10 protein-coding genes and 1 pseudogene are annotated in these 14369 nt (G+C 69.6%); 2 read left to right on the top strand and 9 right to left on the bottom strand.

All coding sequences use genetic code 11. The features are described 5' to 3' along the window. Positions 1-67: 67 nt before the first annotated feature. The 4 genes and pseudogenes from mrdA to MUU77_RS16385 form a co-directional block, all read right to left on the bottom strand. Positions 68-1906 (bottom strand): annotated as a pseudogene (gene mrdA, locus MUU77_RS16370) (penicillin-binding protein 2); the annotation flags it as partial. 3 nt (positions 1907-1909) lie between these two features. Next, complete coding sequence (gene mreD, locus MUU77_RS16375) at positions 1910-2395, bottom strand: rod shape-determining protein MreD (RefSeq protein WP_245089027.1); 486 nt, start codon at positions 2393-2395, stop codon at positions 1910-1912. Then, on the bottom strand, positions 2392-3435 hold the full coding sequence (gene mreC, locus MUU77_RS16380) for a rod shape-determining protein MreC (RefSeq protein ID WP_245089030.1): 1044 nt from the start codon (positions 3433-3435) through the stop codon (positions 2392-2394). Before mreC ends, mreD begins: the two co-directional genes overlap by 4 nt. 132 nt (positions 3436-3567) lie before the next feature. Then, on the bottom strand, positions 3568-4614 hold the full coding sequence (locus MUU77_RS16385) for a rod shape-determining protein (protein ID WP_055937350.1): 1047 nt from the start codon (positions 4612-4614) through the stop codon (positions 3568-3570). A 315-nt stretch (positions 4615-4929) separates the two neighbouring features. On the opposite strand from MUU77_RS16385, the gene MUU77_RS16390 reads away from it, so the two are divergent. Together MUU77_RS16390 and MUU77_RS16395 are read left to right on the top strand one after the other, a co-directional pair. Beyond that, positions 4930-5862, top strand: coding sequence for a carbohydrate kinase family protein (locus MUU77_RS16390; protein WP_245089033.1), 933 nt, complete (start codon positions 4930-4932; stop codon positions 5860-5862). A 183-nt stretch (positions 5863-6045) separates the two neighbouring features. After that, complete coding sequence (locus tag MUU77_RS16395) at positions 6046-7452, top strand: GGDEF domain-containing protein (RefSeq protein ID WP_245089036.1); 1407 nt, start codon at positions 6046-6048, stop codon at positions 7450-7452. A gap of 18 nt (positions 7453-7470) precedes the next feature. Here MUU77_RS16395 and MUU77_RS16400 read toward each other — a convergent pair whose 3' ends face one another. From MUU77_RS16400 to MUU77_RS16420, 5 genes are all read right to left on the bottom strand, one after another. Next, on the bottom strand, positions 7471-8208 hold the full coding sequence (locus MUU77_RS16400) for a hypothetical protein (RefSeq protein WP_245089039.1): 738 nt from the start codon (positions 8206-8208) through the stop codon (positions 7471-7473). After that, on the bottom strand, positions 8205-9143 hold the full coding sequence (locus tag MUU77_RS16405) for an alpha/beta hydrolase (RefSeq protein WP_245089042.1): 939 nt from the start codon (positions 9141-9143) through the stop codon (positions 8205-8207). The genes MUU77_RS16400 and MUU77_RS16405 overlap by 4 nt, the downstream gene beginning before the upstream one ends. A gap of 42 nt (positions 9144-9185) precedes the next feature. Continuing rightward, positions 9186-11099, bottom strand: coding sequence for a M1 family metallopeptidase (locus tag MUU77_RS16410; RefSeq protein WP_245089045.1), 1914 nt, complete (start codon positions 11097-11099; stop codon positions 9186-9188). A gap of 765 nt (positions 11100-11864) precedes the next feature. Further along, on the bottom strand, positions 11865-12626 hold the full coding sequence (gene ubiE, locus MUU77_RS16415; RefSeq protein WP_245089047.1) for a bifunctional demethylmenaquinone methyltransferase/2-methoxy-6-polyprenyl-1,4-benzoquinol methylase UbiE: 762 nt from the start codon (positions 12624-12626) through the stop codon (positions 11865-11867). Positions 12627-12691: 65 nt separating this feature from the next. Next, positions 12692-14323 (bottom strand): hypothetical protein, encoded by a 1632-nt coding sequence (locus MUU77_RS16420; RefSeq protein WP_245089049.1) that lies wholly within the window; start codon positions 14321-14323, stop codon positions 12692-12694. Between the last annotated feature and the right edge of the window lie 46 nt (positions 14324-14369).

The raw sequence follows: 14369 nt of genomic DNA on the forward strand, positions 1-14369 counted from the left end.
CCACGGCCGGGGCCGCTGTCGTCGCCGGCGGTGCGGCGGCGGGGGCCCCTTGCTCCTCTTCCTTCTCCGGCATCTTCCCCAGCAGGTACGCATCGAAGATCTTGCGCGCCATCGGCCCGGCGGTGCTGCCACCGTAGCCGCCGCCTTCCACCGCGATGGCGATGGCGATGGTCGGGTTGTCCGCCGGGGCGAAGCCGACGAACAGCGAACGGTGGCGCAGATGCATGGGCAGGCTGCGCGGATCGACCGCGGCCGTGCCGCGCCGGCTGATCACCTGCGCGGTGCCGGTCTTGCCCGCCATCGGGTAAGGCGCCCCCAGCGCCACGCGCCAGCCGGTGCCGCCCGGCCGCATGGTGTCCTGCATGCCCTGACGCACCACCTCGACATTGGCCGGATTGGGGCTGATGGGAACCGGAGGCGGCTGCGGCACCGGCTCCCACGGGCGATCGAAGCCCACGCGCGTCTGCGCCACCAGGTGCGGCCGGCGCAACTGCCCGTCGGCCAGGCCGGCCGTGGCGCGTACCAGCTGCAGCGGCGTGACCTTCCAGTCGCCCTGGCCGATGGCGACGTTGACGGTGTCGCCGGGGTACCAGCGTTCCCTGCGCGCCTTCAGCTTGGCCTGCGGCGAGGGCAGGATGCCGCCGATCTCCCCGCGCAGGTCGATCCCCGTGGGCTGGCCGAAACCGTAGTGCTCCATGTATTCGTCGAACTGGGCGATGCCCAGGTCCAGCGCCAAGCGGTAGTAATAGGTGTTCACCGACTGCGAGATCGACTTGCGCAGGTCGGTCACGCCGTGGCCGCGCCGGCTGGCATCGCCCCAGCCGCGGCTGGTGCCGGGCAGGTAGAACATGCCGGTGGACACCACCGTGTCCTCGGGCCTGCGCTTGCCGCTGTCCAGGCCGGCCAGCGCGATCAGCGGCTTCAGCGTCGACCCCGGCGCCACGCCGCCCAGCACCAGCCGGTTGAACTGCGGCCGCGAGGGGTTCTCGTTGAGGATCCGGAAATCCTTGCTGGAGATGCCGTTGACGAACAGGTTGGGGTCGTAGCTGGGCAGGCTGACCATGGCCAGGATTTCGCCGGTGCGCGGATCCACCGCGATCGCCGAGCCCTCCAGCTCGCCGAAGGCGTCGACGATGGCCTGCTGCAGGGTGGCGTCCACGCTCAGCCGCAGGTCGGTGCCGGCCTGGGCGGGCACCCGGCCGACCACGCGCAGCGCGCGCCCTTCCACGTTGGTCTCGACCTTCTCGTAACCGATCTTCCCGCGCAGCTGTTCGTCGTAGTAGCGCTCCAGCCCGGTCTTGCCGATGTGGGTCAGCGCGCTGTTGATCTCGCCCAGCTGCTCCAGGTCCTTTTCGTCCACGCGGCCCACGTAGCCGACGATGTGCGCGAACAGATCGCCATAGGGATAGCGCCGGGTCAGGTAGGGCACCAGCTCCACGCCCGGGTAGCGCCAGCGGTCCACCGCGAAGCGCGCCATCTCCTCCTCGGACACGCGCAGCTTCAGCGTGATCGGGCGGAAGCCGCGCGAGGTCTTGCGCGTGGCCTCGAAGCGTTCGATGTCCTCGGGCGAGAGCGCGATGATCCGGCCCAGGTCGGCGACCAGCTTCGCCGGGTCCTTCACCTTGTCGGGCGTGACGTCCAGCCGGAACGCGGGCACGTTCTCCGCCAGCAGCCTGCCGTTGCGGTCGTAGATGGTGCCGCGGCCGGGCACCACCGGGCGTGGCCGGATGCGGTTGGCTTCCGAGCGCGTGGCGTAATCGTCGTGGTCGATCACCTGCAGCTTGAAGTACCAGGCCGCCAGCGCGACCAGGCAGGCGCCGACCACGGCGAAACCGATCACCGCGCGGCGACGGAACTGGTCCGCCTCGGCATGCGGATTCTTGCCGCGCCGGCGCAGGCCCGCCATCGCTCAGCCCCGCTTGCGGCGGCCGAGCCGCAGCGCATCCATCAGCACGAACAGCGGCGGCCAGAACAGCATGCCCAGCACCGGCGCCCACCAGTACGGCCAGGGCAGCGTCGGCTCGCCCAGCGCCAGATGCACCACCGTGGTCACGATGCGGTCGTTGAGCAGCAGGCCGCCGATGGCCAGCGCCTGCTGCGAGACCGGAAAGAAACGCAGGCGCGCCCGGAAGCGCTGCACGATGAAGGCCATGATCAGCAGCCGCAGGGCCTGTTCGCCCAGCAGCGTCCCGAACATCAGGTCCGCCATCAGCCCCACGATCACCGCCAGGCCCAGCCCGGCGTTGTCCGGCGCCTCGATCACCCAGTACGCCAGCACCAGCGCCAGCCAGTACGGGCGCAGCGGCTGCAGCAGGTCGGGCAACGGGAACAGGCCCAGCAGCAGCGCGACGATGAAGCTGAGCGGCATCAGCCAGCCGGTGCGCGCACGGCTCATTGCCGGGACTCCTGCGGCGGGGTGTCGGGGCGTGGCGCAGCCGCGTCGGGCCCCTCTGCCTCAGGCGACCGAAGGGCGTCCGGGCGGGGAGAAGGGCTTTGCGTCGCGGGCGTGGGCGGCGGCGCCGCTCCCGTCCCCTCCGCGGCGGCAGCCGGCTGGGGCAGGAAGCGCGCCGGATCCGCCGGCGGCAGCGGCTGCGCCGGCGCGGACTTCAGCAGCAGCACGTCGCGACCGCGGTCCAGGCGTGCAGCGGGGGCGACGTCGCCGACCAGGAAGGCGTGGCTGTCGTCCGGCCGCAGCGCGGAGATCGTGCCCACCGGGAACCCCGCCGGGAAGCGCCCGCCCAGGCCCGAGGTCACCAGGACATCGCCGACCTGCACGCCGCTGTTGAGCGGTACGTCGGCCAGTTCCAGCAGGTCGCTGCGCCCGCGCCCATAGACGATCAGGCGCACGCCGTTGCGCGCCACCACCACGGGCACGGCGTGGTCGGGATCGGTGAGCAGCAGGACGGTGGCATGGGCAGGGGTGGTTTCGATGATCTGGCCCATCAGGCCCCCGGCATCGATCACCGCCTGCCCGACCGTGGCACCGGCGCGACTGCCCGCCTCCAGCACCAGCCGCTGGCGGCCCGGCGCCAGATCGATATCCAGGATGGGCGCAAGCTGCACGTCCAGGCCGCGCGCGGTCTTCACCCCCAGCAGGGCGCGGAGCTGGGCATTGTCCGCGGCCGCGGTCTGCAGGCGCGCCAGCCGCGCATTGGCCACCAGCATTTCGTTGCGCAGGCGCCGGTTCTCCTCGATCAGGCCGGCACGGGTGGCCGCATCATCCTGCACGCGCGTGGTCAGCCGTCCGGGCAGGCCGGCCAGCCACCACAGCGGCTGCGTCACCACGCTGGCCTGCGCGCGCACCTGCGAGAGCCAGCCGCCGCGATGATCCAGGATCACCAGGGCGATGGTCAGCGCCAGATAGGCCAGCAGCCGCAGGGTGCTGGCGACTTCGCCGGGACGGGAGGCAACGGGAGGGCCGGCGTAGGAGGGCACGTGCTAGGAACGAGTGGAGAGGAACGGAGAAACGAGTGGCGGGCACGGATGCGAGGAATGCCGGCCGGCCGGATGTGTCCGGGCCACCGCTTCTTCTCGTTTCTCGTTCCTATGCACTCGTTCCTTGCTTGATCATTCCGGCGCGAAGAACTCGTTGCCGTGCATGTCGACCAGCTCGAGCGCGCGGCCGCCCCCGCGGGCCACGCAGGTCAGCGGGTCGTCCGCCACCTGCACGTGCAGACCGGTCTCCTCGCTGATCAGGCGGTCCAGGTCGCGCAGCAGGGCGCCGCCGCCGGTCAGCACGATGCCGCGCTCGGCGACGTCCGCGCACAGCTCGGGCGGGGTCTGTTCCAGGGCCAGCTTGACCGCGCTGACGATGCCGGACAGCGGCTCGTGCAGGGCTTCCAGCACTTCGTTGGAGTTGATCTTGATCATCTTCGGCACGCCCTCGGCCAGGTTGCGGCCGGAGATCTCCATCTCCTGCACCTCGGCCTGCGGGTAGGCGCAGCCGATCTCCAGCTTGATGCGCTCGGCGGTGGCCTCGCCGATCAGCATGCCGTGGTTGCGGCGCACGTAGTTGGTGATGAACTCGTCGAAGCGGTCGCCGCCGATGCGGACGGACTGCGAGTAGACGATGCCGTTCAGCGAGATCACCGCCACCTCGGTGGTGCCGCCGCCGATGTCGATGACCATCGAACCGCGCGCCTCGGTCACCGGCATGCCGGCGCCGATCGCGGCCGCCATGGGCTCCTCGATCAGGTAGACGTCGCGCGCGCCGGCCTCCTCGGCCGATTCCTTGATCGCGCGGCGCTCGACCTGGGTGGAACCGGCCGGCACGCACACCAGCACGCGCGGGCTGGGGCGCAGGAAGCGCGACTTGTGCACCTTCTTAATGAAGTACTTCAGCATCGCCTCGGTGTAGGTGAAGTCGGCGATCACGCCGTCCTTCATCGGCCGGATGGTGGTGATGTGGCCCGGGGTGCGGCCCAGCATCTGCTTGGCCTCCGCGCCCACCGCCGCGACCGAACGCGAACCGCCGATGGCGCGGTCCTGGCGCACCGCCACCACCGAGGGCTCGTTCAGCACGATCCCCTGCCCGCGCACGTAGATCAGGGTATTGGCCGTGCCCAGGTCGATGGACAGGTCGTTGGAGAACATGCCGCGGAGCTTCTTGAACATCGGGGAACGGGTTCCTGCTGGGGGCGGATCGCCTTGAAATGGCGATTTTTTGGGCAAAAAACGAAGTCAGGTAGCCTAACAATCCGGCATGGTGCGGGCAAGGAAAAATCTCGTGAATCCCCGGGGAAAACCGCTGTCCGCGCCGCCCGTCCGCGCGCATGGCCCCGGCGGCCCCGCGGCCGGCATCGCCGGAACAAGGCTGGTCGGCACCGGTCCCAGCCGGTAACCTTCGCACCGGCGCGCCGGGAATGGGGCGCACGTCCCGATTTTCCTGCGGCCCGGGGCGGCCGCGCCCGCCTCCAGCCGAGTCTGCCGATGTCCGCACTGATCTGTGGTTCCCTTGCCTACGACACCATCATGGTGTTCCCGGACCAGTTCAAGAACCACATCCTGCCGGACAAGGTGCACATCCTGAACGTGTCGTTCCTGGTGCCGCGCATGCGCCGCGAGTTCGGCGGCTGCGCCGGCAACATCGCCTACAACCTCAAGCTGCTGGGCGGCGACCCGGTGCCGATGGCCACGGTGGGCCAGGATTTCGGCCCCTACCGCGAGCACTTCGTCGAGCAGGGCATCAACCTGTCCCAGGTGAAGGTGATCGACGAACTGTTCACCCCGCAGGCCTTCATCACCACCGACCACGACAACAACCAGATCACCGCCTTCCACCCGGGCGCGATGATGCGCAGCTACGAGAACCACGTGAAGGACGTGCCCGGCGTCACCTTCGGCATCGTCAGCCCCGACGGGCGCGAGGGCATGTTGCAGAACGCGGCCGAGTTCGCCGAGGCGGGCATCCCCTTCATCTTCGACCCGGGCCAGGCCATGCCGCTGTTCAACGGCGAGGAGCTGCGCCACTTCATCGAACTGACCGACTACGTGACGGTCAACGACTACGAGTCGAACCTGCTGCAGGAGCGCACCGGCTGGAGCGAGGCCGACATCGTCAAGCGGGTGAAGGCCTACATCACCACGCGCGGCCCGCACGGCTCGCAGATCCACACGCCGGAGAAGACCTTCGACATCCCGCCGGCGCACGAGCGCCGCGTGACCGATCCCACCGGTTGCGGCGACGCCTTCCGCGCCGGCCTGATCTACGGCATCGAGAAGGGCTACGACTGGCTGACCATCGGCCGCATGGGCAACCTGATGGGCGCGCTGAAGGTCGAACATCCGGGCACGCAGAACCAGCGCTTCGATTTCGACGAGTTCAACGAGCAGTTCAAGCAGCAGTTCGGCTACGCGCTTTGAGCGGGTGGTGAGAATCGACGGCGACATCCTCGCCGGCCGCTGTTGGACGGGCGTACCCCGGTCCTCGTCGTGACGTAAGGTAGCCCCCGGGGACCGGGCCGGGAGGCGCCGCCCCGAGCAGTTGCAACGGGCAGGGGCAGCATGGTCGTGCAGCATCGGCAATCCACTCCGCAGGACGTGCGCGTGCCTGCCGCTGCGACCGCCCGCCGGCTCGTCCTGCAGGCCATGCTGGTGGCCGGCGTGGTGTTCCTGGCCAGCGGACTGGGCATCCTGACCCGTCCCGAAGCCCAACTGGCCACGTTCTGGCCCAGCAATGCCCTGCTGCTGGGCCTGTTCGCACGCCGCCCCGCCCTGGCCTCGCCGGTCGGCTGGGCCGCGGCTGCGCTGGGTTATGTCGCGGCGGACCTGCTGACGGGCACCTCGCTCCCCACCACGCTGCGGCTGACGGCCGCCAATCTGGCCGGCGTGCTGGCAGGCCACCTGGTGTTCCGGCACCTGCGCGAGGAAGACCGCCGCCTGCTGCACCCGCTGTCGATGCTGTGGGTCCTGGCGGCATCGGCCGCCGCGGCGGTCTGCGCCAGCCTGGTCGGCAGCCTGACCTCGCATGCGTTGATGCGGATGGGGTTCCTGGCCGCCAGCGGCTTCTGGTTCTCCGCCGAGCTGGTCAGTTACGTGACCCTGCTACCCGTGGTGCTGCTGGCGCCGTCGCCCGCCCGGGCCTTGCGCGAACTGCGGCACTGGCCGGGGCGCATCCGCCAGCGCCCCCTGCTGCCGGCGCCGCTGCTGGCGCTGGTGCTGGCGGCACTGCTGGGCGTGGCCATCGGCGGGCCGGGCGCCATCGCGTTCCCGGTACCGGCGCTGCTGTGGTGCGCACTGGCCTACCGGCTGTTCACCACCGCGGTGGTCACGGCACTGCTGTGCATGTGGACGCTGATCGCCATCGCCCACGGCATCATCGACCTGCAGCTGCCGGACCAGAGCGCGCATCCGGTGATTTCACTGCGCATCGGCATGGCGTTGCTGGCGGTGGCGCCGCTGACGGTGGCCAGCGTGAACGCCGCGCGCAACCACCTGCTGGCCACGCTCAACCATGCCGCCGACCACGACGCATTGACCGGCGTGCTCAACCGCAGCGCGTTCCTGCGCCGCGGCCGGCAGCGGATCGACCCGAGCCGCCGGGACGACGCCCCGGTCGCGGCGATGATGCTGGACCTGGACCACTTCAAGTCGGTCAACGACCGCCACGGCCACGCGGCCGGCGATGCCGTGCTGGCGGCGTTCGCGCAGCGCATGCGCACGCACCTGCGCGAGGACGGCCTGTTCGGCCGGTTCGGCGGAGAGGAATTCGCGGTGCTGCTGCCGGGCGTGGATGCCGAAGCCGCACTCGCCGTCGGCGAGCGGCTACGCCTGGTCGCCAGCGAACCCGTGCCGCTCGACGACGGCCGCACGCTGGAGGTGACCGTCAGCGTCGGCGTCGCGGTGTCGTCCCGCGGCGACCCGGGCCGTATCGAGGACCTGCTGCAGCAGGCCGACAACGCGCTCTATCGCGCCAAGGCGATGGGGCGGAACCGGGTCATCGCCTCGGCGTGAACCGGCCTGTCGCCTGGATCAGTCCCACCCCGGCATCTGGCTGCCATCCAGTCCGCCCGTCTCGAACACGGCCTTGCGCGTGCTGCCGTCCTTCACCGGGAATTCGATCTCCAGCACCCGGGTCTTGCGCGCCAGGCGCCAGAGCGCCTTGTGGTCGTCGATGAACATCGCGGTGGCCTCGTCCGTGTCGGGCCGGTTGGCCGACATCTTCCTGGCCGTACCGCCGTCGGCGACCACGCTGACGCTGCAGCGGCTGTAGCACGCCCTGGCGAAATCGCTGGCCTGCAGCACCAGGTAGCTGCTGCGCTTCCACTTGGGATGGTCGCGGAACACCAGCTGCACCGGCTTGGCGCCACTGCCGTCCACGTCCACCGGATCCTTGCTGAGGATCGCCGCCGAGCGCTGGGTGCCGCCATCGGCGGATACCTGCGAGTAGTCCCACAGCGATTCCATCCGGCGCTGCTCGCGCGCGGCCTCGGCCTTGGCCTTGACCTCCTGCAGCCCGGGCCCGATGCGCCTGGCGGCGGCGCTGTCCGGGTACTGGTCGAGCAGTGCGACGCCGTGGATGCGCGCCATGTCCCAGTCGTTGGAGGCCAGCGCGCTGTCGTACTTCTTCGCCACTTCGTCGGCCTGCTGCTCCATGGCGGCGGCCTGGGCGGCGGCCTGCGCCGCGCGTTCGGCCTCGCGGTCGCCACAGGCGGCGACGGCCAGGGCGCAGGCGACGGCCAGCAGAAGGGGCTTGATCGTGTGCTTCATCGGGATGTGCCTCTCTGGATCAACAGGGCGACTGCAGCCGCCACGTCGTCGGGTTTTTCCATGATGGACATATGGCCGCATCCATCCAGTGAAACCTGGATCGCCTGCGGCATCTGCCGGGCATACAGCGCCATCGCGCTGGGATCGATCACGCGGTCCTGCCGGCACCACAGCAGCAGCGCCGGCTGCCGGATCGAGGCGGCCATCTCGCCGGGCAGGAAGCGCTCCCCGCCGCGACCGATACGGTCCAGCACCTGCTGCTCGAACGGCGCCTGCGCGATGCGCCAGTCGATCACCGCCCGCGAAGCGGGCCAGGGGATGGCGGGCTGCACGCTGCGGTCGTGGAAGACGGTATCCAGGTAGCGCTGCAGCGAGGCCGCGTCGTCCACCGCGAAAGGATTCTTCCCCGCCAGCACTTCCCTGCCGAAACGGTTGTCGCGAAAGCGTACGCCGGCGGCATCGATCAGGCCCACGCGGGCGACCCGCTGCGGATGCCGGGCCGCCGCGACCGCAGCGATGCCGCCCCCCATCGAATGGCCCAGCAGGACGATGGGGCTGCCCTCGCGCCGGATGCGCTGCAGGAACTGCGCCAGGCGGTCGGCCTGCGCGCCGAAGCCATAGTCGGCGCCCTCGATGCGCTGGCTTTCGCCCCAGCCCGGCAGGTCGGGTATCACCAGCCGGTAGTGGCCGCCCAGCCGCTCGGCCAGCGGGTACCAGTTCTCCTTGCTGCCGGTGAAGCCGTGCACCATCACCACGGTGGGCGCCGCCGGATCGGCGGCCTCGCGCTGGTCGTAGGCCCAGCGATGGTCGCCCACCACCACGCGTTGCTCCGACAGGCCGATCCACCATCCATGCAGCGCCATGCCGGCGCGCACCGGCGCCATCGGCTGGCGCCAGATCCACGCGGCCATCGCGCAGACAAGCACGGCCGCCACCAGGGCGACCGTCCTTGCGCGGACCGGGCGGACCGCCACGCCTTACTGGCCCGCCGAGGCCTTGGCCAGCACGGCCTCGACCGAGCCGGTCGTGATGGGGTGGTAGCCGGGCCTGGCGCGGGCGAAGGTTTCCTGCGCGAAGGCCAGGCCGTCCGGCGTCTTCACCAGTTCCTCGTAGATCGGCATGATCAGCTTGCGGCGGCCGACGCGCTCGATGAACTTCGCGATCTCCGGCCGCGCGTCCACGTAGCCGCTGCGGATCGTCAGCGGATACCAGCGCATGGCGATCTCGCCATTGGCGGTGCCGGTGAAGTGGTAGGCGTCATCCAACTGCTTGATCTGTTCGACGGTCAGCTTGTCGCCCATGCCTTCGATGAAATGCACCCACTGCTGGGTGATCCAGGCATCGGTCAGCTGCGGATTGGGCAGCTGCCCGCTGCCCTGCCAGGCGATGCGCGCGGTGTCGGTGTTGGAGAAGCCGCGCGACTGCACCTGCGGCGCACCCGCCGGGATGCCCGGCGCGTAGATCCATTCCTGCAGCTCGGCATCGCTGACCAGGTTGGGATGCTTGTCGAACAGGTTCTTCTTCGCGTACGCCAGGAACTGCTCGGTGGTGATGCTCTGGAAGGCGAAGTGGTCGAAGTAACCGCGCAGGAAGGCGTCGAACTCCTGCCGGCCGAAGCGTTCCTCCAGCATCTGCAGGAACCACGCGCCCTTGTCGTAGGACACCGCGCTCAGCGCGTCGTCGGCATCCAGCCGGGTGCCCGGCTTCACCGCCAGGGCCTGGGTGGCCTCCGGCATGGTGGCGATTTCCTTCTTCAACGCGTTGCGCGCGATCGCGTACTCCATGCTGGACTGTTCCTTGCCATACAGGGATTCGACGATGCGGTTCTCCACGTAGCTGGTGAAGCCCTCATTGAGCCAGCCATGCTTGGCGCTGGAGAACGTCACCAGGTTGCCCGACCAGCTGTGCGCCAGCTCGTGCGCGATCAGCGAGACCAGCGTCTTGTCGCCGACGATCACGGTGGGCGTGATGAAGCTCAGGCGCGGGTTCTCCATGCCGCCATACGGGAACGACGGCGGCAGCACCAGCATGTCGTAACGGTCCCAGCGGTAGGGGCCGTACAGCTGCTCGGTGGTGGCGATCATCTTCTCGGTGTCTTCGAACTCCTGGGTGGCCTTGTCGACCATCGCCGGCTCGGCCCACACGCCGCTGCGCGCGGAGATCGGCTTGAACACCAGGTCGCCGGCGGCGATCGCCATCAGGTACGACGGGATCTTCTGCGGCATCTTGAAGCTGTATTCGCCGTCGCGCGCGGCGGCCGGGTCGTTGTCGGCGCTCATCAGCACCATCACGTCCGGGCGCGAGGTCACGTGCGCGCTGTAGGTGTAGCGCACCTGCGGCGTGTCCTGCAGCGGCACCCAGCTGCGCGCGTGGATCTGCTGCGACTGGCTGAACATGAAGGGCAGCTGCTTGCCTTCGGTCATCTCCGGCGTCAGCCACTGCAGGCCCGAGGCCTCGGGCGAACTGGTGTAGGTGACCCGCACCCTGGCGTTGCGCGCGGGCGTTTCGATGGTCAGCTTGCTGCCCAGCACCGGGTCCTTGGCGGCCAGCGCGTACTGCAGCGGCGACCAGGTGCCATTGGCCTCGCCTTCCACCTTGGAGATGGTCAGGTCGCGCGTGTCCAGCACCAGCTGGGTGGCGGCCTTGTCCTTCCAGTCCAGCGTGTAGGTGGCGGTGCCGCCGATGGTCCTGGCGTCGAAGTCGACGGCGATGTCCAGCGCCAGGTCGGCGATGGCGACCTTCTGCGGCTCGGCGTAGGAATGCTCGTCGTGGTCGACGACCTGTGCGGCGGCGGGTTGCTTGGGCGCGGCCACCGGGGTGGGTTCGGGTTCCTTGGAACACCCGGCCGCCAGCACGGCGGCGCAGGACAAAAGCAAAGCCAGTGAACGCATCAGGGGACTTCCAGCGATCGGGGGAAGTCCCAAGTTTACCGCGCCGCGCGAGCGCTGCCTTGCCCGCGCCCCCCGGGCGCCCGTTCCGTGTTCCCCCCGTAAGAGCGGGCCATGCCCGCGATGCGCTTGCCGATGGTGGTGAAAAGCATCGCGCCCATGGGGCGCTCCTACAACGGTCTCGGCGCCCTCTTCGGACCTCGCAGCACGCATGGAAGACCACGATGCCCGGGACAGGCTTCTGTAGGAGCGGGCCATGCCCGCGATGCTCCTGCCGGTGGTGATGAAAAAGCATCGCGCCCATGGGGCGCTCCTACAACGGTCTGGGCGCCCTCTTCGGACCTCGCAGCCGGCATGGAGGGCCATGATGCCCGCGGGCCAGGCTTCTGTAGGAGTGGGCCATGCCCGCGATGCTGTTGCCGATGGTGGTGAAAAGCATCGCGCCCATGGGGCGCTCCTACAACGGCCTGGGCGCCCTCTTCGGACCTCGCAGCACGCATGGAAGGCCATGATGCCCGCGGGCCAGGCTTCTGTAGGAGCGGGCCATGCCCGCGATGCTGTTGCCGATGGTGGTGAAAAGCATCGCGCCCATGGGGCGCTCCTACAACGGCCTGGGCGCCCTCTTCGGACCTCGCAGCACGCATGGAAGGCCATGATGCCCGCGGGCCAGGCTTCTGTAGGAGCGGGCCATGCCCGCGATGCTGTTGCCGATGGTGGTGAAAAGCATCGCGCCCATGGGGCGCTCCTACAAGGGTCTGGGCGCCCTCTTCAGACCTTGTAGCCGGTATGGATGGCCACGATGCCCGCGGACAGGTTGCGGAAGCTGGTCCGGGCAAAGCCGGCGGCGTCCATCATCCCCTGCAGTTCGGCCTGCGGCGGGTGTTTGCGGATGCTCTCGGCCAGATACTGGTAGCTGCCGGCATCCTGCGCGAACAACTGGCCCAGTTTGGGCAACACCTTGAAGGAGTGGAAGTCGTAGACCGGCTTGAACCAGTCCACGGTCACTTCCGAGAACTCCAGCACGCGCGCCTGTCCGCCCACCTTCAGCACGCGATGCATCTCGCGCAGCGCGGCGTCCTTGTCGGTGACGTTGCGCAGACCGAAGGCGATGGTGACCAGGTCGAAGCTGGCATCCGGGAAGGGCAGCGCCTCGGCGTTGCACTGCACGTATTCCAGCCCCTGCACCAGCCCGCGGTCGGTCATGCGGTCGCGGCCCACCGACAGCATGCCGGCGTTGATGTCGCCCAGCACGATCTGCCCGGCATCGCCCACGCGGTCCTTCAGCAGCGCGGCGATGTCGCCGGTGCCGCCGGCCAGGTCGAGCACGCGGTCGCCGCGCTTGACCTGGCAGGTGCCCACGAAGTAGCGCTTCCAGACCCGATGGATGCCCAGGCTCATCAGGTCGTTCATCAGGTCGTACTTGCCGGCCACCGAAGTGAAGACCTCGCCGACCAGCTTCTGCTTGTCCTTGGCGGCGACGTCGCGGAAACCGAAGTGGGTGGTGCCGCGGTCGTAGGGGGATTCGCTCATGGCCGGATTATCGCACTCCCGGCGGCCCGGCCGCATGCCCGCCGTCAAGGCCGTCATGCCGGCGGTCAGCGCTCCATCAGCGTGCACAGCGCGTGCACGCGCAGGATCTCGGGCAGTACGCGGCAGCCACCGGGCCTTGCCGCCGTCCGCGGCGCCGGCACGCGCGGCGCCGTCGCGGGAGGCGAGGATGCCACGGCCGTCGCCGGCCGCTCCAGGGCCGGGGCCGGCGAACTCATCCAGCGCGGCCGCGGCCCCACGCGCACCACGAAGCCATTGGCGGTGGCGGACACCACTTCCACCCAGTGCCGCTGGTCGGGCGTGTTCCAGCGTCCGCCCACCTTCAGCATCGAACCTTCGTTGTTGGAGAGGGTGGCGGCCGGAACATCCCGGTCGATGCTGTAGGCGATGCCGTAGTCCTCCAGCTTGTGGATGATCACCGCATCGCCGGCAAGCTTGGCCTCGTACGTTCCGGTGCGTCGCCGCGCCTCCAGCGTGTAGATGACGGTCTTGTAGGGATCGGCCTGTGCCGGCATCGCCAGCACCACCAGCTGCACCTGCGCGCTGCCCGCCAGGCTGCCGGCGTCGAGAACGAACTCCTGCGTCTGGTCGTTGTCGGCCGCGACCACGCGCTTGCGCGCCGCAGGCAGCCAGCCCAGGCGTTCGCGCTGGTACATGTTGAGGTGCTTGGGCAGCGTGCCCAGCGCTGCGTCGCTGGCGGCATTGCGCCAGGCGTCGCTCATCAGGTCCCAGGGATTGTCGTAGGTGTCGCCGTCGCCATCGCTGTTGTCGGAGTGCGGCAGCCCGTAGCCATGCCCCATCTCGTGCGCCAGCGGCGCCAGGTTGATGAACGACCACGGCGGGCTCCATGTCGCCCGCGTGCAGGCGTAGGCACCATCGAGCGTGGCGCAGGCGCCGCCCCCCCAGGCATTGCCGTCCAGTTCGCCATTGAACATCAGGTTGACGCCCTGGATGCTGCTGAAGTCGACCTCGGCATCGGCCGCGGCCGCGCAGTCGGCAAACAGCGTCGACAGCTGCGCCTTCTGCTTGCCGTTGACCGTGGTCATGTACGCGGCGCGCGGCTGCGGCAAGGTGTACCAGCCGTGCGCGGAACTGCCGGTCAGGCTGACCTGGCCGTAGGACACTTCAGACCAATAGTGACCCAGCTGGCCAGGGGCATTGCCGTACTGCGCCTGGAAGTAGTCGCGCGGCTTCTGTTCGGTCACGATGTCAGCGAACTTGCACATCAGGGTGACCCAGCGCGTGGCGCCCAGCACCGGCGCGGAGGCCATCACGCGTCCGTCCGCACCGGCAGCCCGCGCGCGCTGGGGCAGCCGATCGGTGGGCACGATGGCCTGGATGACCTGCACGGGCTGCGAAGCGGCCATCACCTTCGAAGACGAGGCCACGCTGGCCCGCGCACCGTAAGACACCGCCACGCGCCGATTCGCCAGCGCATACAGGTCGCCGGCCGCGCGACGGGCCTGGTCCACGTCCAGCGCGATGCGCCGGCCCGGTCCGGTTTCCAGCCAGGCATCCAGTTGCGCCGGCTTCTGCACACGCCCCGGCAGCGCGCGCGGAGGATCCGCCCACTGCAGTTGCAGGATGCCCTGGACCACGGTCTCCGCCTTCGACGGCGGGGCCGGGACGGTGCACGCCAGCACGGCCAGACACCCGGCGATGAACATCCGGACGTCCATGCGCCACGCACCGACCGTTCGTTGCTCGACCACGCACGACCCCACT

Source organism: Pseudoxanthomonas sp. F37 (assembly GCF_022965755.1).
Classification (GTDB): Bacteria; Pseudomonadota; Gammaproteobacteria; order Xanthomonadales; family Xanthomonadaceae; genus Pseudoxanthomonas_A.